We start from the raw sequence: 22,659 nt of genomic DNA, 5'->3' as shown, positions 1-22,659 counted from the left end.
TATGAAAACTTCAAAAAACAACCATTTAAAAAAGGTTCTTGTTGACTTTAAAAAGTTAACCAATACTATTCTAGATTTATTGATAATAAAGTATCCTGATGGATATGATGATAAAGATATTATTACGTTTAGAAATGCACAAAACGAAATCGTAGAATGTGTAGAAGTAAAAACTGAGGATACCTTATATCTGGTTAAAGTAAGTAAACGCTTAATTGGTGCAATGGAAGATCACGATGACCAAGATAAAGAAATTGAAATTGAAAAATTCAAAGAAGAAACAGATAAACTATCTCTAGAAGAATAATTCAAACTCAACTTGGGGTTAGAGTACCTGCACAATAATGTGGATACTCTTTTTACGTTTATTTTAATATTAAATATTAAATGAAAGAAAAGATAGAAACATTTATGGCAGAAGTAAGAGCTCGAAATACATACGAGCCTGAGTTCATACAAGCCGTACAAGAAGTTGCAGAAACTGTAATCCCATTTATTTCATCTCAGGAGATTTACAATGGTAAAAATATCCTTCTTAGAATGATAGAGCCAGAGAGAGTAATTACTTTTCGTATTTCTTGGGTAGATGATCATGGAGAAATTCACGTAAACAGAGGATATCGTATTCAAATGAATTCTGCTATTGGACCATATAAAGGAGGACTACGTTTTCATCCTACTGTAAATCTGAGTATTCTGAAATTTTTGGCGTTCGAACAGGTATTCAAAAATAGTTTGACTACATTACCAATGGGTGGAGGAAAAGGAGGATCTGACTTTGATCCCAAAGGCAAATCTGATGCAGAAATTATGAGATTTTGTCACAACTTTATGGCAGAACTTTATAGACATATAGGATCAAATACAGATGTGCCTGCTGGAGATATAGGCGTAGGAAGTCGTGAAATTGGGTTCTTATTTGGTATGTACCGTAAAATTAGAAATGAATTTACTGGAGTTTTAACTGGAAAAGGATTAAGCTGGGGTGGCTCATTAATTCGACCAGAAGCAACAGGATACGGAATCGTATATTTTGCCGAAAACATGTTAACCACTAAAAAAGATTCTATTAAAGGAAAAATAATTTCTATTTCTGGTTCGGGTAATGTAGCTCAGTACGCAGCCGAAAAAGTAATTCAGTTAGGTGGAAAAGTGGTAACTATATCTGACTCTTCAGGATACATTTATGATGAAAATGGTATCGATTTGGAAAAACTAAAATATGTAATGCATCTTAAAAATGTTGTCAGAGGCAGGATCAATGAATATGTCAAAAAATACCCTTCTGCTACATTCTTTGAAGGTGAAACACCCTGGAATACTCCTTGTGATATTGCTCTACCTTGTGCAACCCAAAATGAACTTAATGGCAAAGACGCTAAAGCTTTAATCAAAAACGGTTGTATTTGTATAAGTGAAGGTGCAAATATGCCAAGTACTCCAGAGGCTATTGCTGAGTTTCATAAGGCAAAAATTCTTTTTGCACCGGGTAAAGCATCTAATGCAGGAGGAGTAGCAACTTCTGGATTAGAAATGACTCAGAATTCATTACGCTACAATTGGACTCGTAAGGAGGTTGATCAAAAACTACAACAAATAATGTCTAGTATTCATGCTTCTTGTTTGGAATATGGAATGGATGATACAGGATATGTAGACTATGTAAAAGGTGCAAATATTGCTGGATTTGTAAAAGTGGCAGATGCAATGCTTGCTCAAGGAGTTATATAAAATATTTATCATGAAAAAAAACACCTTTGCGCTACAAATTTCCGAAAGCATAGACATAAGTGCCTGCAAAAATCACTTTAAACAAACACTTTTATTTTCTAATAGAGATGAATTGTTTTTCGATTTTGAAAACCAGAAATATGCTTATATTTTTAAATATGGTATTCTTTGTGTTTTTAATTTCGCTTCAAACGAACTGGATCAGCTGAGACAACAGTTATTTAAATTTACTACACATGCTAAGCTTATAGATAGTTCTTTAACCCAATCTATAGATATAATTATAGATGCCGAGTCCTTTCGTATAGATTTTGAAAGTGTTCATCTAATAGATAATAATATTGAAAAAATACGCTTGGTAATGTATAATGTATCGCAATCAGTACTATTAGACTATTATACAGGCATTGCAGAGCAACTTATTGAAGACACAGCACAATACACTAATTTTATAGAGGCAAAAGGGACAAGACTATATACAGATGATAAAAAACATAAACATTTCGTTGAAAAGGTTTTAAATTCTAAAAATAAGATTTCTGAAAATCTTTACATATTTGATTCTCCTAGTGCTGTTTCGGATGATGAAACGCTTACTAAGCTAAATACTGAACTCAAGAAAAAATTTGAGGTAAATGATAAGCATAAAACTATAAGCCAGAAACTAAACATTGTAAAAGAAAACCTAGAATTCTTTAAGCATATTATGGTACATAGAAAAAGTAGTAAACTTATATGGATTATTATAGTCATCGTGATCTTAGTTTTATTCATACTCAAATTTATAAAATAGCACATTCAACAAATTAAGAATAATAAGAAGTGAAGAACGTAAACTAGCTAAAGCAAAAAATATTCCGGATTTGTCAATTGTAAAAAATTAAAATACAAAAAGCATCTAAACCTTATTTTCAATTAATTGACGAAGATCTATGACAATTTACGTTGCAAATTGAAAAAAGAGAAAAAGAAGTGGATTCCGTTTTAACGAATTATCATATGGTTAAAGAGAAAGTAAATTATTTTTAAAATTAACAAAGATTAAATAACCAGATATGCGTATAAAAAAGCATAAAGAGAAATCCAGATTAATCGTGTTTCAAGGAGAAAAAATTCTGGTTTTCCAAAAACTTAAAGACAAGTTAGAATACGGACTTATTGGTGGATTTTTAAAAGGTAAAGAATCACCAGAAGCAGCACTTATTAGAGAAACACTTGAAGAAACTGCTGTTGAATTAGCTGAAGAAGATTTGATATATCATTGTTCAGTCACAATTGACTTAAAGGATATGAAAAGAGTCTCCAAACATTATTTCATTTGCGACGATTATTATAAACCATTTGCACTTGCAGAACCCCATAAGTTTAAAAATATAAAATGGGTACATTGGAAAGAAGCTGCTAAATTTCTTGGTAAATCAGATAAGAAGGTAGTAAAAGAACTTTTTAACCCTTGTAAACTTAATCACTAAAAAACGTGTAGATAAAAAACTCTATTATTAATCAAAGTGTTGAGTATGGTGTATTTAAAAAATACTATAACGGTTATTATCAATTTATAATGGATAATGGAGATATTTTAATATTTGAAGAAATAACAAAGTTTGCGATTAACAAATTCGATCTAAAAACAGATAAATTTCATGGTAAAAGTTTTGAAATCACCTATTCAGAATATAGAAATGATGACGATGACGATTTTATCACATATACGATTGAAAAATTAGAACTGGCTTAAAGTTTATTATACCAATTTGAATTGATAAGGCTGTGATTATTTAGCATAGCTATAGCTATGCTAAATATGAATAAAGAATTTAGGCTAAAAAAGAACAAGATGATGCGCGACATTATAAGTTTTAGTTGGTATTGCCCCAAAAATAATAGACGTATTAAACAAGATTTTTATCTAGATAGGAGGTTAAAATTTTGGACTACAAAATGATTAAAAACTTATAATTTAATACAATGGAAAACTTAAAAAAAGTAGGGTTCGTAATATTTACAATGCTTCTTGGCATATATACAGTACAAGCACAAAAAGATATTGACAAAGGCACTGAAACTATTAAAGATTTTTTTGATAATTTTGATGAGGAAAATTTCACTTTTACCTAATCTAAATGGACATAATAAAGAAGATACCATTTCTTTTCCTAGAATTATCCCTTAAAATGCTTAAAAAATATAACTTATGTAATAATAAATATGTGGGAAAAACCTTTAACATTGTTTTTAATTCTAAAATCGAAATTGAGAAAGATGGTGACGAACAAGAGTATATAATTAGAACTATTATTGGTTTAGAATTGTTAGAACAGTAAATGTAAAATACTTTTATAAAAGGCAAAATTTGCTTCTTTAATCACAAAAAAATATGAAAATAAAAATATGCTTCATCATGTACCCTTGGAAAGAAGTACGTCCAGCTCAAGATTCTACACTAAGAATCATACATGAAGCTGTTAAAAGAGGCCATGATGTTTCAATTACCGACTCTTCTAACTTGACTATTAGAAATAGTATTACTCTTAGTTTCTGTAAGAACATATCACTCAAGGAAAAACTCTCTAAAAGTATGACTTCTTTTTATAAGACGGTAGAATTTGAGTCTGAAATGAGAGCGTTAAGCGAGTTTGATGTAATATTTATGCGTGATAACCCTCCATTGGACGGATTAGTTCTGAATTTCCTGGACTCCATAAAAGATGACGTTTTTATTATCAATGCAATTGATGGATTACGAGAGGCCAATAATAAGATTTATACAGCTGCCTACTTCGATCCGGATCATGAGCTTATACCAGCTACATATGTCTCTAAAAATATTGATTATCTCTTAAGTATAATCAAAGAATCAGAGAATGACAAGATGATTATGAAGCCATTGGATGGTTATGGAGGTAGTGGCGTTATCATTATTGAAAGGGCTGCTATGCAAAACATTCGTTCTTTGTTAGACTTTTATATTAATCATGGCAAGGATCACTCCAACTATGTAATTCTTCAAGAATACGTTGAAGGTGCTGAAGAGGGTGATGTTCGGATTTTGATGTTAAACGGAAAGCCTATTGGAGCATTAAGAAGAAGACCTGTACAAGGTGATGTAAGGTCTAATATTTCAGCAGGAGGGGCAATCGAAAAATACAAATTGACAAAAGCAGACAAAATATTGTGCAGGAAGATTGGTGAAAAATTAGTTAGAGATGGTATTTACTTTGCAGGGCTTGATTTGATTAATGGTAAATTGATCGAGGTCAATGTAATGAGTCCAGGCACTATCACAGATATAAATAGACTTAATAAAGTTAAATTGCAAGAAAAGATTTTGGACTATTTGGAAAAAGTAGTAAAAAGTAGCAACGAATTAAAAGAGGAATTTAGACCTGAAACACTAGTAGAAAATGCAGCAGTTAAAAATTAGTGAGATAATTAAGTTAATAGAGCAAAAGAAGACCTTTGAAGCTATAGTTTCGGATAATTCTTTCAGCATAAAAATCAATAAGTATGTGCCATATTGCTGCATGGCCATTCATGATGGCGGTAACCTTCGAGATCGGTTAAAAAACAAAATTGCCATCGATGATTATAACCGATGGTATGAAGAAGATCCACATACAGGTGAATTTATAGACTCTTTACCTATTACATTAGTTGGATTGGACTCCCGTTTTGAGTATGACCTCAATAGAAAGGCAGAAGATTGCATCTATGACGAAGCATGGGGCAAAAAAGTATGGAAACGTCCACTTACGCCTGCAGAAAAACAAGCAAGCCTTCAAAAACATCATAACTTTTACAAAGTCGTCCATGCATTGATTCAGAAGCTAGAAGAGCTGTATGACTCTTGCATCGTTTATGATTTACACTCTTATAATTACCAACGTTGGGATAGAATTGTGCCACTTTTTAATATAGGTACAGAGCGCATTGATAGTTCGAAATATGAAAAATTTATTGAAAACTGGGTAACCGAATTAAGTGCTATTTCGTTAACAGGTATAGAGAATCAGACGACAATCAATGATGTTTTCTTTGGTAGAGGTTATAATCTTGAATTTATTACCCAGAACTTTTCCAATACACTTGTGTTAGCTACAGAAATTAAAAAAGTCTATAGTAATGAATTAACAGGTGAAGATTATCCTAAATTGATACGAGAACTACAGCAAAAACTAAAACGAGCTATTCTTAATAATGCGCAATATTTCAGTGAGGAAAACACCAATTGGAGATCGAAAAACAGGGTACATCTATTAGATAAAAAAACCGATCCAGCTATTGTTTCTGTAGATAAAAAGCTTTTCAAATTGTTAAAAGGATTTGAATTATTAGCTTATGTCAACCCAATAAATACGAACTCTGAACAAAAGCGGTTTATTAAAAATAAATACGCTAAACCTCCTAAGTTCAAATATGCACCCATTAAGATTAATCCATTTGAGCTAAAACAGCAATTAAGCACACTAAGAACACAAGATATATCAGATGTTTCTATTCGTCAATTATATGAATCTGTAATCAATAGTTACTTTGATAAGATTGATCTATTATCAGCACTAGGTACAAAGAAGTTTTTATACAACTCCCTCCGATATTTCGGAAGACCAAGTAAGAAAGACTTAACCAATGCTCAATATATTCTTCACTTACCAGCTATCCCAAGTGAACCGAAAAGAGTACCATTTCTGTCTATGGATGATGCTATGGGTAGATTTAGAAATGCATTGGATGAATACGGAATCGATTGTAAAATCGAATTGAGTAAGCGAGTGATTTCTCAAGTAATGGTACTCAACTCAAAGAAAACAATTTTAATTCGGCCAGATGCAAAATTTACGAGAAAAGAAGCCAATGCACTCATAGAACATGAAATCGGTGTACACATGGTTACCACACAAAATTCCTCAGATGAGAAACTGAATATTTTCAATCTTGGCCTGCCCGTGAATACCTTGACTCAAGAAGGATTAGCAATTTTATCAGAATACCTGAGTGGAAACATTACCTTGAAAAGATTAAAAAAAATAGCATTCAGAGTAGTTATTACAGATATGATGTGTAATGGAGCTGATTTCATTGAATGCTTCAATTTCCTAGTTAATCGACATGGTGTTTCAACTAATGATGCATATACAATTGTGACAAGGATATTTAGGGGTGGTGGATTTACCAAAGACTATCTATACTTAAGTGGATTTGAGAAAATTTTGAAACTATGGAAAGCGGATGTAAATCTTTCTCCTCTATTGATTGGTAAAACCTCTATGGATTTCTACAATACCATCAATGAAATGATTGAAAGAGAAATTATAGCAAAACCAAAGTACATAACGAAAAGTTTTGAACACCCTACTGATTATCAAAATAATGAGATTTATGAGTACATCATTAGTGGGCTAAGTTAGCACTTAAATAGTACTAAAAAGTTAATTAATAAATCTATAAACAAACTAAAGTAACACCAGAATACAAATTGAGACTATCAAATTAACTGAGAATATATTGGAAGTTTGTCTTACAAATTCAATATTTCCATACTTATTACCTAATAAGCATAAAAACATTCAAAATTTGTCTGTAAAAATAATTCCCAGAGTCCTCTCGGGTATCTCACCCGAAGAGCTCAATTTCATACAGCTTTGAGAATATAATTTTCTTAGAACTCACAAAACCATTAAAAACATTAGTATATACAAGGGATACTTAACTAAAAAAGAATTTTATTGAATAATATATTTGAAGTAAAAAGGAGAGTAATTTATAGCTTTCAGACAAAAAAAATCCAAAACTCAGTACTCCAAACAGTACTCTAAGTGGAAAAACTGACAATTTTCGAGAAGAAAAAACGTCTATAAATAAAAATAACCCCTTCAAAATGAAGAGGTTACCCAGTAGCGGGAACAGGACTCGAACCTGTGACCTTCGGGTTATGAGCCAATTCGGTACATCTTAACACCTATTGATTATCAATTACTTAACTTTTTTGAAGTACCTAAAAACTTGCAAATACCTACAAATGGGTACTTAAAATAGGTACTTTTTTATGAAGTACCTATTTAAAAACTACTATTTACTTTGCTCTAGTGTTTATAAAAAATGATGGTTTTTATTCCAGGCTTTATTTCCATTTGTATAAAACAATAAATTTCCATCAGAATCGGCAATTGAAGAACAACCTTCGGTTGTACGCATTTGTCCATCATTAAGTAAAGTTGGAGTTCCTGCTCCAAAATCTAGGTCAGAAAATCTACCAAAATACCAGATTAATCTTTCTTTTTGAGAATAAGCTTGAGCTGAAAATATCGATATCAATAATATTAGAATACTTCTTTGTAGTCTCATTTCTAAATTAGTAAAAAAGTGCAAAAATAGTTTATTATTTTAAGAGTTTATTTCTAATTTTCAGACATAACTTTCCGAAAATTTATCTTTAACTTTTCCATAAAATATAATTCTATTCTACAAACCTTATTATTCCCTCACTTTCAAACCAAAGTTGTCCATATTTAATAGGTATTACCTCATTACCTTTAGTATTAATATAGCCAACTTTTCCATTTAATTCCACATATGCCAATCCATTAATGAATGGATAAGCTAAGTCATACATAGCAGGGATTTTAATTTTTCCTTTTTTATTCAAAAAACCATATTTATTTTCTTTTTTAAATAATGCCAAACTATTTACGAAGAATGGGAAATCGGTTGTTTTCAGATCAGTATTGACTTTGATCTTATTATGCTTATCTATACACTTATAGTAGTTTCCTTTTTTAACAAAAGCCAAGTCTTCCAAAAAAGCATAAGCTTTATCATAGATAAATGGAATTTCTACTTCATTTTTTCTGTTAACATACCCCCATTTATCTTTTTTCTTAACAGGAATTAAATCATCATTAATATTAAAACTAACTTCATCATAAATTAACGGAATTGCTTCATCCCCTGTTTTATTAATAAATCCCCATTTATTTTCATGCTTTACCACATAATAATCTTTATCATCGATAAAGTATATCTCTTGATATGTAGGCTTAAGTATAATTTTTCCGTCTAAATTCACAAGGCCTTTAAGTTCCTTACCTTCAATTATTTCTTGATAAACAAATACTGATTCTGATTCAAAATAATCACTTCTTATATTGAAAACTAAATTTTTATTGAAAATAATATTTCCTTTTTCATCCAAAATTTGACTTTTTCTATCCTCTGTATGGCCTTTAAAATAGTTAAATCCGAAAAAATCTATCATTGTATAGTTAAAACCAGTTAAAGAATCTCCTTTTCTATTGATCAAACCATATTTACCATTTTTTTTGGCAACCCCTGTATCCCCATAATAGAAAAAAGTAGTATCATATTGTTTTAACAAAACCTCTTCACCTTCTTTATTTATATATCCAAATATTGAGTCCCTAATTATATTAGCATAATTACCATAAAAATCAGAACACATGGAATACTTTGGTTTTATCAAAATTTTTCCTTTTTTATTCATATATCCAATTTTTTGGCTATTATTAGATTGAATATTATAGTATAAAACCCTCAATAAATTATCAGATAAAGTATTGCTCTTTGTCTTTTCGGGAATTCTTCCCAGGAATAACATTGTTTTTATATCTGCCTTAATTTTATCTTGGGAAAAAGTATAATAATTATAAAAAATAGTTAATGTAAGTATTAATAGAATTTGTTTTTTCATTAGGCTTGTTTTTAGAGTATCGTTAATGCTTTAAGGTCTATGTCTTAAAACAAGAAAATGTTACCTCCATTTTTTTATAACTTCTTATTTTTTAAAGAATTCACTATTCCAAATTAGAAAAGTACTTTATGTATCAGTTTATTGAACTTTTATTTTATTTTTTATATCGATGAATTTTTCATCCAATAATAATATGAAAAGCTCCTCAACTTCTGTCCAGTTGGTAGCTTGAAACTTCATTTGTTCTTCATCCAGAATAATTGAAAGATTTAAATCTTTATTGGTTTCAATTATATTTTCATTTTCTATTATTACAGAAACCCAAAAAGCACCGTGCTCATCATCTGCTTGCTGAACATCTTTTATGGCTTTTGATATCAGATAAATCGATATTATCTTTTTGATATCCTCCAGCGTATTGAATATAGTTTTCCATCGATTATTTAAATTTTTAAGAAACCTAAGATTAATTACTAAATAACAAGCTAATAATTAACAATAAAAGTGATGACCGAAAGAAACCTTGATATATCTTAATAATTGTCTCTTGATTCCTTGATAACCATTTATTATTTGATTTTTTTTACAACACTCTGAATCAACTTTGTTACTACATATTTATTCCAGAAATATATAAAATTAGTGAATATGAGGACAAAAGTTATTTTTTCTAATATGACCATTTACTTATTACAATTCATCGTTTATTTGAACTTTATTCAGATTTATGTTTTTCTTTTATATCTTTTAAAGATAGTCCCAATTTCCGAGATATCTTTTTTGGTGATTTGATTGGCATTATTTTTTTCAAAAGATCAATATCCTCACAAAAATTAAAACTAAACTTTAATATTTTACTTTTTAAAGGTGGAGTAGTGCCTATTTGTTTCACACTGTTATACGTATCAATCCAAGAATCAAAGTTTTTGGGTTGTAATTTCTTATCAAAACAATTGGAGCTGAAAACAAGATATTCACCTTTGTTCCTTGATTCAAGGAAATACACCCACCTATTCTTATTACAATATCGACCTATTTTATCCAGTTTTTTTTCAAAGCCATAAGCTTCTAATATTTCAATACCACTTGTTCTCATCGTTTATCTGAACTTTAGCTTATTGATAAAACCTTGCCCTTTTTCTGTTAAGGAGTGATATCTAATATTATTTTCCTTTTTCACAAATTCTATGTAACCTAAGTCGACTAAACAAGTTACTAAAACTCCGGCTTCAACATCATCTTTATATTTAAAGGAGCGGCTTTTTTTTACATAATTAAGAGCGTCAGATTTAAAATCTATTGGATAGCTCGCAGAATAATATTTTGCATTTTCTCTGAAAAAATTTAATGCTTCTAACTCGAATTCTTCATCAGTCATATTTACTTAACTTATCGTTTTATTGAACTATTAATTAGTTTTGATTATCTAAATATTTTATTATCAAATACCCCACGGCAACAACTCCTAACACGTAAGGAATAGCTTTAATACTTCCTTCAATCGCATCAAAAAAGTTTCCTCCTCTTAATACTTCTGGTAATCCCCACATAATAAGAACTCCTATTGCCAAGAACAGAATTAAACATCCCTTATTACTTTTCGGTTTACTCATTCCATCATTTTAATCAACTTTTTTTAATGTAAGAGTTCCACGATCACCACACTTTAGTGATGAATCACTACAATATTTCTGAAACGCTTTTTTCACCGATACAAATTCTATTAGTTCTCCAAGTGAATCGTTCTTGAAGGTGTTTAGCTTTACGGTTTCATTAAAAAAATATCTAGAGCCTCCGTTATTACTGAAATAAACAATTCCACTATCGATTTTAACAATTGTTGCAAGACTTCCTTTATAGTTTCCTCCTTTCTTTTGTTTTCCTTTGTAAGTCCCAGGATCAATGCTACCATGTTGAGTCCAGGTTGTTCGATCATCTATTTTTTTTACAAAATCTGGATTCAACACAAATGGCCAAGGATAAATTTCGTAGAGATATGTCAGAATAGCCACTATTGAACCTATTACTCCAATTATTTGAATGATTTGTTTAGTACGCATCTTTATTTTCATTAAAAAACAACCCATATTTTTATTAAATTTTTATAACGTCTCTTTTATGGTGCGTTTGCTGCCCGAAGGAAGCATATGCATTACACAAATTGTTGTGTGCCGTTAATTATTGTTCCATCATTAAATATTTCAAACTTTTTGTTCTCATTATTTTTAGATTCATAGTCATTCATTTTTGGCAATTCTTTAGATTTTCCCATCAGCAAACGTACAATATCCTCTCTTATTCCATAGTTCCGAAACTCACGTCTATAGTGCATATGAAATAAAAAGTCGAACTGAAAGAAGAATCGTGATGAAAATATGTCGAACATATAATATTTCGTTCCGTTTATTTCTTTGATGTTGGTTTCTCTCAAATCCTTTTCGTCCAAATCCTTTTGTCCTAAAAGTTTTTCATAAATCTGCATATTACCCATTAAAAGAAACCAAGAAGCATAATGGTATCTGATTATTTCAATATTAAAATTATCATTCCTGCTATTTCTTGTGGGGTCAACAAATTGAATCTCACTTTTATTAGAATCTTGTTCGTTGAATAATTTTAAACAAACTCCAAAAGACTTATTTAAAGAGTACTTTGGAATTTCAGTATTTAAAATCTGCTCTCCACTATCACATTGTTGTAAGGCTTTATTCAATTTTCCTTTAGTTGAACCACTTGTGGAAACATAATGTCCTTTTGACTCAATTAATGAATAGTTGAAATCTGTTGCTTTTTGTAAAATAAAATCTGGGGTTTTTCCATTTATTGAAGCATTTGAGTTTTTGTATTTTACAAATCCTTCAAAATCTACAACAATCGGGAAGTTTAAATGCTCTTGAGCTAATAAATATGTAATTCCTTGAGCCAGTTCTCCTATTCTTGTTTTTTTAGAAAAATCACGAAGCAACTCAAAATTAGATTTATTTAGGGTCAAATTCATCTTTGCTGTGTTAATGATAGTTTGATATCGGAAGAAGCTTGAAATGGATTCAAAAACTAAGTCTAAATTGGTTAAATCTCTTGATAATATGCAACGAGCAATAGCTATATGTAGTTCTATAGCAGAAAATCTAAGTGTCCCATTATTGGGATTTGTGGCGTCTTTTAATCGAGCATTTTCTGTCTCAACAGATGTTTTGTTCTTTTCTTTAATATCAAGTTGTTTTCTTCCTAGTCTAAACATTTTTCATATCCTTATGATGTGTAAACAGTCTCTCCTAATGGCACGCAACAATGAAATAAATGACATATGGCCCTTATATTTCCATCGTTTTATTGAACTTTTCATCTAATCAAGGAATTATCCCTTGAAGTAAATATTTTTCTATATAAGTAAACATATCTGGATTTTTCCACAAGCACTAATTGATCGATTTCTCTTTATATTCCAATACATGACATTCTATTTTATCCTGTATCAGCTTTATCGAATTCCAACATATTTGTTACAGGATATATAGTTTGCTTCTTTCTTTGTTCAGACGAAGAAAGAATTGTTGATTCCCTTCACTACTTTGTCCAGGTTTTTTCTTTATTACTACTCGTAATTTATTTATACCATTTAGATAGTTGTTTTTTAGAATGTGTTTCTTGCATGTTTCTCTAAATAAGCATTAATCGAATTCAAATCATATAAAATAATTTTTCGAGAGGGTTGAGAGTACCTTATTTCTCCTTCATCTCTAAGTTTTTGCATAGTAGTATCACTTTTAACACCTAGCATTTTCTTTGCTTCTTTTATTGGTATCCAAGGGAAGCTACCATTGGTCTTATTTTCTTTTTCCTTCAAATAATCTACAACTCTATCTATCAGATGAAATAACGCTTCTGAATCAAGACAAATAACTTCTATATTCATGATATGCTTTATTTAGTAAATTAATTATTAATTCATCTATTTAAACTTTTTATTCTACTTAAAAACTTTTCTTAATTCACCTTCTTTGTTAGGGTTAAATTTGATTTTAGTTTGCTTCATCGTTTTATTGAACTTTTAATTTATTATCCTTAGAGTTTAATGTTGTTTAATTAGAGTTAGATGCATCTATTGACATAAAAAAGTTTGGATGTAAGATGACTGGTAACTCAGTATTATGTCTTTCATTAATCTTATACTCTAAAAATTTGACTAATTCATCCGCTAACTCTTTCCTAATTAGAATTAAATTATCTTCAACCCATGATGTTTGAACTAGCCACAAGGAATCATCTATTTTATCAACTTCGAGCAGCAATTCATCATCTTTAGATACTTCAACTTTAGAATCTTTATAAAAATCAACTTCTAATTCTGATATTATATAATTAAACTCATTCATAACTATTTATCTAAAATTCATTGGTTTATTTAACTTTATGTTTTTTGAAATTCCTCTTTGATAGTTTTTTGAAAATATGGTATAATAAAATGAACAAAATTAAACGCAATATCATTTAGTTGATCCTTTGTAATAACTATTAAACTTCCTTGATCGTATATTAATTCTTCATTAAAAACTCTTATTACTAACCCCTCATTAACACCTAATGGTCCAGGTTGAGTCACTTCGTATCCGGAAGTTGAGGCAAAACCAAGACGTTTATAACAAATTTTATTGTGTTTTTTAGACTTACTTTTATGGTGTTCAAACCCATTACGAATATTAAAGAAACTTTGAACTACTTCTTTATATAAAACATTTTCATCAAGCAAAAGATTTAATTTTTTTGGAACATTCAATGATCTGTCTGTTGAAACATCTAACAATACTTCTTGAAATTTCTCCTTTAAAAATATGTTAACACTCTCATCAGATATAGGAGGTTCTAAATGCAGTTCGGTAGACTTCAATTTTAAACAAGTTATTAAATTGTCCATGTAATTCTGAAATTCCCCCATTATTGATTTAAAACATTTATTGATTTCTCTATTCCGAATTACGTTTATTGGTGTTTTTGGAAGCTCTATTTTTACAAAACCTTTTTCTAAAAAATATTCCTGAGATGAAAAATTAGGCTCGGATGTTTTTTTATAAACAATATCTACTGTCATCAAATCACTAAATATTAGATATTGGAGTTGATTAGCAAAATGATCTAAATCAATATTTAATTGTATTTTATTAGTTGACATAGTTTTATAATTACATTATTGTTTGAGGTGGCTAAACTAATTACTTCATACGCAACCATTTTGCGTAATCTATAGTTTGTTAAAACTTTATAGTTCAGCGAAACAATTAGAACATCTATAATCACCTGTAGCGGTTCCTAAATAATATTCCTTTAATTTACTATGTTGATGATCGCAAATTTCGCCTGATCTAATAAAACTTTCGTTGCGTTTATTAGCTTCATTCATTTGTATATTGTTCATCGTTTTATTAAACTTTTAAATGATTTTATATTTTAATTTTATCATACCATCTAAATCCAAAGTAAATCCTCGATCTTCGGGATTTTCTTCTGAAGGAGAAAGATTGTACATCTTTTCGTTGAACTCATTCTTTTCAATAATTTCATCAACTATATAGAATTTCTTTTCTATTGAAGCATATAATTTGGTTCCTGGCTTTATTTTTTTACTATCTAGTGTACTCATCATTTATTTAAACTTTATAATTCTAGGATGCTTGAGATTATAATCTTGATGTGCATTAATAATTGATTCAGAATCATTTTGGCTATATTCATAATCGTTGTCAATAATTAATTTTCGCGATAAAGCGATTCTCATATCTAATTCACTTACATCTGCGGCATTATTTAATGTAGTTTTCTTATAGCATCTACATTTGAATCATCTTTTGGCGCATATTCTAATGTATACGCAGTTCCTTTAGGTAAAGGAAAATTAAACCAATGATTGTTTAAAAACTCTTCTTTTGTCATAATTAATCGTTTATTTAAACTTTAAATTTCAGTTGAATTTATATGGTATAAAGAGGAATCAATTTGATAAGAGTTTTTAAGTAATTCTCTGGCTTTTATATATGATTCTGATATATCCTTTGCTGAAAGTTTAAAAGAATAATTTTCTTCTCCAGAGCTTTTTGGATTAAATTTCACAGCAAAAATTTTAAATTCTTTTTCCATATTATAATTGGTGATTTAGACTTTATTTTCACGATCGAGTTTAGTTTGAAATCGATCCTTTATTTGGGCTTTTGGTTTCTAGTTTCTTTATAATTTATTGAAATGTCAATTCCTTTTATTGATTTTTCACTGAAAGTACTGGTAGTATTAATTTCAATATCATCTCCATGTATAAATTCTGATTCATTAATGAATGTAGAAATACTTATCATTGGATCTTTTAATCCAGTTTTTTTCCTCACTTTTTCAATGTTTTTTATTAAATCACTATACTTTATCATGATACATACTATCAATTAAATAAAATACCCCATACCCGGAGTTGATCCAGATATGGGGTAATTAGTTTTTTTACGTTGGTTCTAAGATAGAAATTTTTATTTAATCTCCCTTAGCTTTTCATTTCTGTTTTTCTGTTCTTTTTGCGATACGCTTTGTCTGGATTTGATGTATTTCTTGTAATTCCCCTTTTGCATATCAAATTGTGAGAAGGAGTACTAATTCGTGCATATCCAAATAACATATCAATTCATTTAAATGTTAATTGCTGAACTTCTAAAATGAACCGCTTTATTGAACTTGATAGGTTGTATTACTAGATTTCAAACCAAAAGTTCAATAAAACCACAACTAAAATGCACTCCTATTGAGAGCTACTATTTAACCCGAGTTTCCAAAAAAGAAGGAGCAGATAAGTTCATTATTTTTGATTATCTAACTTCAAAAAAGAACTCAACATGCTCCAAGACAAAGTTATATCAATTTATTGTGTAATAGATGATTTGTTGAAAGAAATGAACCACAAAGAACATAGCAATCGTAGATTTTCAGATAGTCAAGTACTGACTACTTCTATCGTTTCTGCACTTTATTTTCAAGGGAATCAAACCTTAGCATTATTTTATATGAAGAGCCATTTCTTTGCCGATACGATTAATAAGAGTGGTTTTACAAAACGCCTACACAAACTCAAAGAGTTATTGTTATTTCTGTTTCTAAGTATTGGAAGACTCTTTAAATACTTACGTTGTGAGATGGAATACGTCATTGATTCATTTCCTATTAAAGTTTGTCATAATATCCGTATTAATAGATGTAAGCTATTAAAAGGAGAGCAATACAGAGGCTATAATGCTTCCAAGCGAGAATATTTTTATGGAGTAAAAATACAATTGATTACCACAACGGATGGAATTCCTGTAGAAATGTATCTGGTAGAAGGCAGAGAACATGATTCTCAAATTCTTCAAAGAATGCATCACGATTTACCTCCGGAGAGTATTTTATATGGAGATAGTGGATATACAGATTATGAAATAGAAGACTTTTTCTCTGAAACAGAGTTGGTAGACCTGCAAATTTGTAGAAAATCCAATTCCAAAAGAAAAGACAAACCTTACACAGCTTTTATCAAAGAATCTATGAGGAAAATAATTGAAACATCAATTAGTCAAATTACTAGATTGATGCCAAGACATATCAATGCGGTAACCACAAATGGATTCTTACTGAAACTTATCTTATTTGTGATGGCTTTTCAGATCAAACATATAATTTAAAATTGGAAACTCGGATTATTTATTTAGAAAATGAAAAACTCAATAAAAATTGTTACCAATAATTCTATATAAAACAATAAACCATAATAGATTATAGTAAGAGCGGTATTAAATATACTTTTGTAGGTGCTTTTAAACTATCTTCACAATTCAGAGAGTCTTTTTCAGATACAAAAACTGCACAAATAGGTACTTCGTTTAGGTACTTCAAAAAGTACTTTTATTTTTAAAAACACTTTCATGAAATTCAACTTGCTTATTTTCAACTATTTATACTTATAAATTATCTAAAAAACGTATTTGAGACCTTTGGGTGGATGGCACGATAAGTTCACAATTTTCAAGGAAGAAAATGGACAAATTCTTATAAAACAAAAAAGCTAAAACATTAAAATTCAACGTTTTAGCTTTTATTAGTAGCGGGAACAGGACTCGAACCTGTGACCTTCGGGTTATGAGCCCGACGAGCTGCCTACTGCTCTATCCCGCGATATATATTGTAAAATCAGTAATCTGATTTGTAAATGTCATTTTTTCAAGAACTTTCGATTGTTAAGGGTTAATATCCCTTGCTGCAATCGGAGTGCAAATATACAATCCTTTTTTGTTTAAACAATACTATTTATGGTAAAAAAACAAAAAAAAAACATAACTGCTTTACAACAAGCCTATTACGTTTTTACTATTGTTCAATACTAATTGCTTCAAAAGATATCAATTCCTGATCTTCAAACCGAGGGTGAAGCTCTATAGGGTTACAACACACCTCGCAGTCTTCTACATATACCTGATAGGGTACCGAAGGATCCAAGAGCATCGAAATTTCCTCCCAGCAGTAAGGGCATTGAAAATAATGTTCAAACATAAACTAAATATAACATCTCTTTTGCTTCCTCTGTATCAAAATCTTAGTTTTAACATGAATAACACAGGAAATACACAACGCTCTGTAATATTTGGTTAAAACTCTATATTAAGTAACTGTCCTGTTAATTGTAATAGTTGTAACTCTGCAATCTTAGCATCATACTTTGCAGAATTTTTATTCGTCTCTGCCAAAATCAAGTTGATCTGCGCTTGTCTGAATTCTATAGAAGTGATTTGACCAAGTTTAAACCGCTCTTGCGAGCGCTCAAAATTATTTTGATTTGTGATCACATTCTGCTGTTGGATCTTATAGACATTTAATCGGTTTCTATAATTACCCAATGCATTGGCTATATTCCTTTCTACCTCTTTTTTCACCTGATTCTTTACAATCTCTTGATTATCTAATGCAATTTTGGCATTTTTCACCCTTGTGATAGTACCCCCACCATCAAAAAGGTTCCAGGTTAGACTTACTCCTGCGGCCAAAGTATATGTATCGGAGATATTACCAGGAAAGAATGTAGAAGGAGGGTTTCTATTTTGATTCCAGCCATAAGAACCTGTTAATCCAACTGAGGGTAAATATCCTGATTTACTTACTTTAATATCATAGTCACTAATACGCAGATTACTCTCATTTTGTAAAAGTGTAACATTGTTCTCTGTCGCTGTCGATAAATATTCTTCCAATTGAAACCTAGGAATAAACTTAATAATGGTATCGACATCAAATTCCTTATCTAACTCACTATCTAAAATTACATTTAGGTCTCTTTTGGTATTTGCCAATTGCTGTCTTGTGTTCAACAAGTTAATACTATCGTTTGCTACATCTACTTCTGCATTAAGAACATTGAGTTTTGTATTCTGCCCATACTCAAATTGATAATTAGAACGTAATACACGTTCTTTAGAAATGCGTAGTGTTTCCTCTAGAATCTCTTTGTTTTCTGATAATCTGGCTACCTCATAATATACTGTAAACAATTGTAATATGGTATTTTCTATTGTTTCTCTAGCTTGCAATTCTGTAAGGTTATATTGCTCCTTTAGTCTTTTATAATTATAAAACCGACCCAGACCATCAAATAAAGTATAGTTAAGGTTTACTCCTGCATTATACCGCTGCGTCTCTGCATCTTTTATCTCTATATCAGCACGTGGCTGCCCAGTATTTTGATCTATGGCTCCTGGAAAAGATGTATTGGTAGTTGCAGATTGATAATTTGCTCCCGCATTACCCGTTAATGTGGGTAAGTATCCAGAATTCAAAATTCCCTTATTATTACTGGCTACTTCGATAGTATTAGTGGCAATCAAGATACCAAAATTATTCTCTAACGTGAGTCGTATTGCTTCTTGCTTTGTTAATTGCTGACCGATTATAGTTCCAGAAATTAAAAAAAGAAAGAAACCTACTAGTATATTACTTCTTTTGCAATTGATGATGCTCTTCATTTTCTTCTTTTTGTTCTTTAATCGCACGTTCTACTTCTTCTTTTGTAATCTTATTTCCTGTAATTAACCATTTACTCCCTACTTTTACACTATTGCTAAATGATAAAAATAAAGGCAATACTAATAGGGTTAACACAGTTGCAAAACCTATTCCATATGCTATAGAAATTGCCATTGGTTTTAAAAACTGAGCTTGCCTGCTCTTCTCTAGTAGCAAAGGTGCTAATCCTGCTATGGTAGTTAATGAGGTTAAGAATATAGCTCTAAAACGAGAACGACCTGCTTCGTAGATTGCTTTATCAAAGCTTAAACCATCTCTAAGGTTACTGTTAAATTTTCCGATAAGCACCAAGCCATCATTAACCATAATACCAATCAAAGCAATAATACCAAGCATTGATAATATATTGATAGAAAAATTGTGCATCCAATGCCCTAAAGCAACTGCCGGCAAGCTTAATGGTATAAGTAATAATAGTAATAACGGCTGACTATAACTTCGGAAGGTAAATGCTATGGTTATATAAATCAAAGCCAACACGGTAAGTCCAACAGGCCCAAGAGATCCTAAAAGCTTACCTGCTTCTCTGTTTTGCCCCTCATAAGAAGGTGTTACAGTAGGGTATTTGGATAAAATTTCTGGCATTACTAACGTACGTATTTCTTGCAAAAGATCAGTAGCACTAGTTGTTTCTACATTTTTCAAATCTGCTGAAATCTGTATTTCACGACGCCCATCCAAATGATTAACAGCCACATCTCCTCTTTCTATACTATAATTTGCAATCTCATGAAGTGGTATCCGATCTCCACTAATTGTAGTAATACGCATATCATCTAGATTAGAGATCGAAGAACGATTATCGCGATCATATCTCACCCAAACTCTAATCTCATCCTGACCTCTCTGAAAACGCTGCGCCTGTACTCCAAAAAAACCAGCACGCACTTGTGTCATTATATCACGCAAATTTAACCCTAACAAGTATGCATTCTCTTTTAACTCGATACGAATCTCTTTGATACCAGCAGGGTCATTATCTGTAACATCTTTAAGCAAAGTATTATTTACCATTATCTCTTTTAATTCGGCTTTTGCAGCTTTGAGTTCTTCAATATTATTCCCTAATAGTGAAACTGAAACTGGTCTTCCTCCAAAATTACCTCCACTACCATATACCAAACTTTCTACTCCTGCAACTTCTCCCATTTTTTTACTAATAAGATCGGTAACCATTGCAGAGGCTACTGCATCGGGGCGTTCTTCTCCTGGTAACAGATTAACAACCAGTGATGCCGAAGCAGATCCCGGACCTAAATTAGTAATTACATTCTTGAATAGCTTCTTTCCTTCATACTCTGATCCTCCTAGATATTTCTCTGTTAACTCATCATTAGTTTCCCAAGCTCTTTTTGCTATCAAAGAAATTATACTATCTGTTACTTTCTCATTAGTCCCATTAGGCATAGTAAGATTTATAGATATCTGATCACTTGCTATTTGAGGGAAAAATGAAGTTCGAACAATCCCTCCTCCTACACTTCCTACAGTAAGAATAAGCATAACTGCAAAGATCGAAAAGGTAAATAGTTTATTTTGTAACGAAAAACGCAACAACGGGCTATAGATTTTATCTCGTAACCAGCTCATAATGGCATCTCCGAGAGTATTGATATATCGTAACTTTGCAAAGAGTTGCCCTATTCCTGTTTTAGGTTTTGAATCATGTGGTTGAAGCGCCTTAGAATGTGCCAAATGCGCTGGAAGAATTATCAAAGCCTCAACCAAAGACACGGTTAATGTAAGGATTACAACTACCGAAACTTCACCAAAAAACTCTCCTATACGACCATCTAGAAACAAGAAAATTCCAAAAGCTAGTATTGTAGTGATAATGGCAGATATAATTGGAGGGATCACCTCCATTGTACCATCTATTGCTGCCTGAACGGGGGTTTTTCCTTTTTCGAAATGCTGATAGATATTTTCGGCAATCACAATTCCATCATCTACTAGAATACCAATAACAATGATCATCCCAAACAGGGATAATACATTAATCGTAACATCAAATTGCCCAGCAAAAATAAACATCCCTAAAAAAGCTACGGGGAGTCCAAAAGCTACCCAAAACGCTAAACGTGTATTGAGGAATAAGGATAAAAACGCAAGTACCAAAAGCATTCCTATTATCGCATTTTCTGTTAGAAGATCTGTACGTTGCACAAGCGTTATTGATCGATCACTAATCACATTGAGCTGCACATTATTATACTTCTCATTAAATGCAGCAATATATTCTTTTGTTTTTTCTGCCGAAGAAATAAGATCTTCTGTATTGGTACTTGTGATAACAACATTTACTGCAAGGTCACCATTAAAAAAAGTAGCATTAGGTGTTTCAGCAAAGCGATCACGAATCTCTGCTACATCCTTAAGACGTATAACCCTACCTGTAGCATCAGCACGTACTATCAAATTAGAAAGTTCATTACCGTAATATGAACGGTTATTAGCCCTGATCAGATATTCTTCTGTATCTGTTTTTATGGTTCCTCCTGTCGTCAATATATTTGCACGACTAACCGCCTGAGCTACTTCATTAAAACTTAAATTAAATGCCAGTAAGTTTTTTTCATTGATAGCAATTTCAATTTCTTCTGCAGGGTATCCATTTATAGAAATTTGAGAAATCCCATCTATACCGCGAAGGTCATTTTCTACCTCGCGCGCAATTTGTTTGAGGGTTGCAAGAGGAATCTCATTTCCACTTATCGAAAAACTAATTGTTGGGCGAATAGCTTCACGTTTTGCTACAATTAGGGGCTCCATTCCTACAGGAAATGAAGGTACCCTATCTACAGCATTCTTAACCTCAAGCAACATAAAATCGATATTTTTTCCTTTTTCGATTTCAACATTTATTGTTCCGCTATTTTCTCTGGATGTAGATGTTACTCGCTCTACCCCATCTAATCCTTTAAGGTTATCTTCTATCTTAAGCACAATCCCTTCTTCTACTTCTAGTGGAGATGCTCCAGGATATGTAATACTAATACTAATATCTTTAGAATCAATTAGTGGAAAGAAGGATGACTTAAGCGAGAGTGCTCCTACAATACCAAATGCAAAAAAGGCCAGTACAATCACATTTACAGCAACGTGATACTTAATAAAAAAAGCAATAATTTTACGCATCA

At 31.0% G+C, this 22,659-nt stretch carries 26 protein-coding genes and 1 tRNA gene; 9 read left to right on the top strand and 18 right to left on the bottom strand.

The window, feature by feature from the left end; translation table 11 throughout:
• Position 1 precedes the first annotated feature (1 nt).
• From C1X07_RS21285 to C1X07_RS21255, 8 genes are all read left to right on the top strand, one after another.
• Positions 2-307 (top strand): hypothetical protein, encoded by a 306-nt coding sequence (locus tag C1X07_RS21285; RefSeq protein WP_103072064.1) that lies wholly within the window; start codon positions 2-4, stop codon positions 305-307.
• 80 nt (positions 308-387) lie between these two features.
• Positions 388-1,731, top strand: a complete 1,344-nt coding sequence (gdhA, locus tag C1X07_RS21280; protein ID WP_103072063.1) for an NADP-specific glutamate dehydrogenase — start codon at positions 388-390, stop codon at positions 1,729-1,731.
• A gap of 10 nt (positions 1,732-1,741) precedes the next feature.
• The gene (locus C1X07_RS21275; protein WP_164914219.1) at positions 1,742-2,524 is read left to right on the top strand and encodes an RMD1 family protein; all 783 of its coding nucleotides are present in this window, start codon (positions 1,742-1,744) and stop codon (positions 2,522-2,524) included.
• 262 nt (positions 2,525-2,786) lie between these two features.
• The gene (locus tag C1X07_RS21270) at positions 2,787-3,203 is read left to right on the top strand and encodes an NUDIX hydrolase (RefSeq protein WP_103072061.1); all 417 of its coding nucleotides are present in this window, start codon (positions 2,787-2,789) and stop codon (positions 3,201-3,203) included.
• Positions 3,204-3,292: 89 nt separating this feature from the next.
• Positions 3,293-3,469 (top strand): hypothetical protein, encoded by a 177-nt coding sequence (locus tag C1X07_RS25105; protein WP_164914218.1) that lies wholly within the window; start codon positions 3,293-3,295, stop codon positions 3,467-3,469.
• A gap of 230 nt (positions 3,470-3,699) precedes the next feature.
• Entirely contained in the window at positions 3,700-3,849 is a 150-nt protein-coding gene (locus C1X07_RS25100; protein WP_164914217.1) for a hypothetical protein, read from the top strand.
• 259 nt (positions 3,850-4,108) lie between these two features.
• Entirely contained in the window at positions 4,109-5,155 is a 1,047-nt protein-coding gene (gshB, locus tag C1X07_RS21260; RefSeq protein WP_103072059.1) for a glutathione synthase, read from the top strand.
• Positions 5,136-7,139: a flavohemoglobin expression-modulating QEGLA motif protein gene (locus tag C1X07_RS21255; protein ID WP_103072058.1), complete on the top strand. Its 2,004-nt coding sequence runs from the start codon at positions 5,136-5,138 to the stop codon at positions 7,137-7,139. The genes gshB and C1X07_RS21255 overlap by 20 nt, the downstream gene beginning before the upstream one ends.
• A gap of 682 nt (positions 7,140-7,821) precedes the next feature.
• Here C1X07_RS21255 and C1X07_RS21250 read toward each other — a convergent pair.
• The 14 genes from C1X07_RS21250 to C1X07_RS21195 form a co-directional block, all read right to left on the bottom strand.
• Complete coding sequence (locus tag C1X07_RS21250; RefSeq protein WP_103072057.1) at positions 7,822-8,076, bottom strand: hypothetical protein; 255 nt, start codon at positions 8,074-8,076, stop codon at positions 7,822-7,824.
• A 112-nt stretch (positions 8,077-8,188) separates the two neighbouring features.
• Positions 8,189-9,439: a WG repeat-containing protein gene (locus C1X07_RS21245; RefSeq protein WP_103072056.1), complete on the bottom strand. Its 1,251-nt coding sequence runs from the start codon at positions 9,437-9,439 to the stop codon at positions 8,189-8,191.
• A 715-nt stretch (positions 9,440-10,154) separates the two neighbouring features.
• Positions 10,155-10,535 (bottom strand): hypothetical protein, encoded by a 381-nt coding sequence (locus C1X07_RS21240; protein WP_103072055.1) that lies wholly within the window; start codon positions 10,533-10,535, stop codon positions 10,155-10,157.
• A 3-nt stretch (positions 10,536-10,538) separates the two neighbouring features.
• Positions 10,539-10,817: a hypothetical protein gene (locus tag C1X07_RS21235; protein ID WP_103072054.1), complete on the bottom strand. Its 279-nt coding sequence runs from the start codon at positions 10,815-10,817 to the stop codon at positions 10,539-10,541.
• A gap of 34 nt (positions 10,818-10,851) precedes the next feature.
• Positions 10,852-11,052: a hypothetical protein gene (locus tag C1X07_RS24800; protein ID WP_128755350.1), complete on the bottom strand. Its 201-nt coding sequence runs from the start codon at positions 11,050-11,052 to the stop codon at positions 10,852-10,854.
• A 9-nt stretch (positions 11,053-11,061) separates the two neighbouring features.
• Positions 11,062-11,499, bottom strand: coding sequence for a hypothetical protein (locus tag C1X07_RS21230; RefSeq protein WP_128755349.1), 438 nt, complete (start codon positions 11,497-11,499; stop codon positions 11,062-11,064).
• A gap of 92 nt (positions 11,500-11,591) precedes the next feature.
• Positions 11,592-12,680 (bottom strand): hypothetical protein, encoded by a 1,089-nt coding sequence (locus tag C1X07_RS21225; protein WP_103072052.1) that lies wholly within the window; start codon positions 12,678-12,680, stop codon positions 11,592-11,594.
• A gap of 393 nt (positions 12,681-13,073) precedes the next feature.
• Positions 13,074-13,355, bottom strand: a complete 282-nt coding sequence (locus C1X07_RS21220) for a helix-turn-helix domain-containing protein (protein ID WP_206604263.1) — start codon at positions 13,353-13,355, stop codon at positions 13,074-13,076.
• Positions 13,356-13,521: 166 nt separating this feature from the next.
• A complete protein-coding gene (locus tag C1X07_RS21215) occupies positions 13,522-13,815 on the bottom strand; it encodes a hypothetical protein (RefSeq protein WP_103072051.1) in 294 nt (97 codons plus the stop codon).
• Positions 13,816-13,850: 35 nt separating this feature from the next.
• Positions 13,851-14,609, bottom strand: a complete 759-nt coding sequence (locus tag C1X07_RS21210; RefSeq protein ID WP_103072050.1) for a hypothetical protein — start codon at positions 14,607-14,609, stop codon at positions 13,851-13,853.
• A gap of 258 nt (positions 14,610-14,867) precedes the next feature.
• On the bottom strand, positions 14,868-15,080 hold the full coding sequence (locus tag C1X07_RS21205; protein WP_103072049.1) for a hypothetical protein: 213 nt from the start codon (positions 15,078-15,080) through the stop codon (positions 14,868-14,870).
• 161 nt (positions 15,081-15,241) lie between these two features.
• Positions 15,242-15,367 carry a hypothetical protein gene (locus C1X07_RS25410; protein ID WP_262494925.1) on the bottom strand — a complete coding sequence of 42 codons (126 nt, stop codon included), beginning with the start codon at positions 15,365-15,367 and terminating at the stop codon, positions 15,242-15,244.
• A 21-nt stretch (positions 15,368-15,388) separates the two neighbouring features.
• A complete protein-coding gene (locus C1X07_RS21200; protein ID WP_103072048.1) occupies positions 15,389-15,571 on the bottom strand; it encodes a hypothetical protein in 183 nt (60 codons plus the stop codon).
• Positions 15,572-15,630: 59 nt separating this feature from the next.
• Positions 15,631-15,813 (bottom strand): hypothetical protein, encoded by a 183-nt coding sequence (locus C1X07_RS21195; protein ID WP_128755348.1) that lies wholly within the window; start codon positions 15,811-15,813, stop codon positions 15,631-15,633.
• A 495-nt stretch (positions 15,814-16,308) separates the two neighbouring features.
• On the opposite strand from C1X07_RS21195, the gene C1X07_RS21190 reads away from it, so the two are divergent.
• Positions 16,309-17,130 carry an IS982 family transposase gene (locus C1X07_RS21190; protein ID WP_103072046.1) on the top strand — a complete coding sequence of 274 codons (822 nt, stop codon included), beginning with the start codon at positions 16,309-16,311 and terminating at the stop codon, positions 17,128-17,130.
• Positions 17,131-17,547: 417 nt separating this feature from the next.
• Here the strand turns inward: C1X07_RS21190 and C1X07_RS21185 are convergent.
• The 4 genes from C1X07_RS21185 to C1X07_RS21170 form a co-directional block, all read right to left on the bottom strand.
• Positions 17,548-17,620, bottom strand: a tRNA-Met gene (locus tag C1X07_RS21185).
• A 192-nt stretch (positions 17,621-17,812) separates the two neighbouring features.
• A complete protein-coding gene (locus tag C1X07_RS21180; protein ID WP_103072045.1) occupies positions 17,813-17,995 on the bottom strand; it encodes a CPXCG motif-containing cysteine-rich protein in 183 nt (60 codons plus the stop codon).
• Between the two features lie 95 nt (positions 17,996-18,090).
• Positions 18,091-19,458, bottom strand: coding sequence for a TolC family protein (locus tag C1X07_RS21175; protein WP_103072044.1), 1,368 nt, complete (start codon positions 19,456-19,458; stop codon positions 18,091-18,093).
• Entirely contained in the window at positions 19,427-22,657 is a 3,231-nt protein-coding gene (locus tag C1X07_RS21170; RefSeq protein ID WP_103072133.1) for an efflux RND transporter permease subunit, read from the bottom strand. Before C1X07_RS21170 ends, C1X07_RS21175 begins: the two co-directional genes overlap by 32 nt.
• Positions 22,658-22,659 lie beyond the last annotated feature (2 nt).

The organism is Aquimarina sediminis (assembly GCF_002895435.1).
GTDB lineage: Bacteria > Bacteroidota > Bacteroidia > Flavobacteriales > Flavobacteriaceae > Aquimarina > Aquimarina sediminis.
Note: the sequence above shows the minus strand (reverse complement) of the source record. Positions and strands in the feature narration are given on the sequence as shown.

What these genes read in the sequence shown, in the direction of transcription:
- C1X07_RS21285 (WP_103072064.1), top strand. Translation starts at nt 2, where the DNA reads ATGAAAACTTCAAAAAACAACCATTTAAAAAAGGTTCTTGTTGACTTT.
- gdhA (WP_103072063.1), top strand. Translation starts at nt 388, where the DNA reads ATGAAAGAAAAGATAGAAACATTTATGGCAGAAGTAAGAGCTCGAAAT.
- C1X07_RS21275 (WP_164914219.1), top strand. Translation starts at nt 1,742, where the DNA reads ATGAAAAAAAACACCTTTGCGCTACAAATTTCCGAAAGCATAGACATA.
- C1X07_RS21270 (WP_103072061.1), top strand. Translation starts at nt 2,787, where the DNA reads ATGCGTATAAAAAAGCATAAAGAGAAATCCAGATTAATCGTGTTTCAA.
- C1X07_RS25105 (WP_164914218.1), top strand. Translation starts at nt 3,293, where the DNA reads ATGGATAATGGAGATATTTTAATATTTGAAGAAATAACAAAGTTTGCG.
- C1X07_RS25100 (WP_164914217.1), top strand. Translation starts at nt 3,700, where the DNA reads ATGGAAAACTTAAAAAAAGTAGGGTTCGTAATATTTACAATGCTTCTT.
- gshB (WP_103072059.1), top strand. Translation starts at nt 4,109, where the DNA reads ATGAAAATAAAAATATGCTTCATCATGTACCCTTGGAAAGAAGTACGT.
- C1X07_RS21255 (WP_103072058.1), top strand. Translation starts at nt 5,136, where the DNA reads ATGCAGCAGTTAAAAATTAGTGAGATAATTAAGTTAATAGAGCAAAAG.
- C1X07_RS21250 (WP_103072057.1), bottom strand. Translation starts at nt 8,076, where the DNA reads ATGAGACTACAAAGAAGTATTCTAATATTATTGATATCGATATTTTCA.
- C1X07_RS21245 (WP_103072056.1), bottom strand. Translation starts at nt 9,439, where the DNA reads ATGAAAAAACAAATTCTATTAATACTTACATTAACTATTTTTTATAAT.
- C1X07_RS21240 (WP_103072055.1), bottom strand. Translation starts at nt 10,535, where the DNA reads ATGAGAACAAGTGGTATTGAAATATTAGAAGCTTATGGCTTTGAAAAA.
- C1X07_RS21235 (WP_103072054.1), bottom strand. Translation starts at nt 10,817, where the DNA reads ATGACTGATGAAGAATTCGAGTTAGAAGCATTAAATTTTTTCAGAGAA.
- C1X07_RS24800 (WP_128755350.1), bottom strand. Translation starts at nt 11,052, where the DNA reads ATGAGTAAACCGAAAAGTAATAAGGGATGTTTAATTCTGTTCTTGGCA.
- C1X07_RS21230 (WP_128755349.1), bottom strand. Translation starts at nt 11,499, where the DNA reads ATGCGTACTAAACAAATCATTCAAATAATTGGAGTAATAGGTTCAATA.
- C1X07_RS21225 (WP_103072052.1), bottom strand. Translation starts at nt 12,680, where the DNA reads ATGTTTAGACTAGGAAGAAAACAACTTGATATTAAAGAAAAGAACAAA.
- C1X07_RS21220 (WP_206604263.1), bottom strand. Translation starts at nt 13,355, where the DNA reads ATGAATATAGAAGTTATTTGTCTTGATTCAGAAGCGTTATTTCATCTG.
- C1X07_RS21215 (WP_103072051.1), bottom strand. Translation starts at nt 13,815, where the DNA reads ATGAATGAGTTTAATTATATAATATCAGAATTAGAAGTTGATTTTTAT.
- C1X07_RS21210 (WP_103072050.1), bottom strand. Translation starts at nt 14,609, where the DNA reads ATGTCAACTAATAAAATACAATTAAATATTGATTTAGATCATTTTGCT.
- C1X07_RS21205 (WP_103072049.1), bottom strand. Translation starts at nt 15,080, where the DNA reads ATGATGAGTACACTAGATAGTAAAAAAATAAAGCCAGGAACCAAATTA.
- C1X07_RS25410 (WP_262494925.1), bottom strand. Translation starts at nt 15,367, where the DNA reads ATGACAAAAGAAGAGTTTTTAAACAATCATTGGTTTAATTTTCCTTTA.
- C1X07_RS21200 (WP_103072048.1), bottom strand. Translation starts at nt 15,571, where the DNA reads ATGGAAAAAGAATTTAAAATTTTTGCTGTGAAATTTAATCCAAAAAGC.
- C1X07_RS21190 (WP_103072046.1), top strand. Translation starts at nt 16,309, where the DNA reads ATGCTCCAAGACAAAGTTATATCAATTTATTGTGTAATAGATGATTTG.
- C1X07_RS21180 (WP_103072045.1), bottom strand. Translation starts at nt 17,995, where the DNA reads ATGTTTGAACATTATTTTCAATGCCCTTACTGCTGGGAGGAAATTTCG.
- C1X07_RS21175 (WP_103072044.1), bottom strand. Translation starts at nt 19,458, where the DNA reads ATGAAGAGCATCATCAATTGCAAAAGAAGTAATATACTAGTAGGTTTC.
- C1X07_RS21170 (WP_103072133.1), bottom strand. Translation starts at nt 22,657, where the DNA reads ATGCGTAAAATTATTGCTTTTTTTATTAAGTATCACGTTGCTGTAAAT.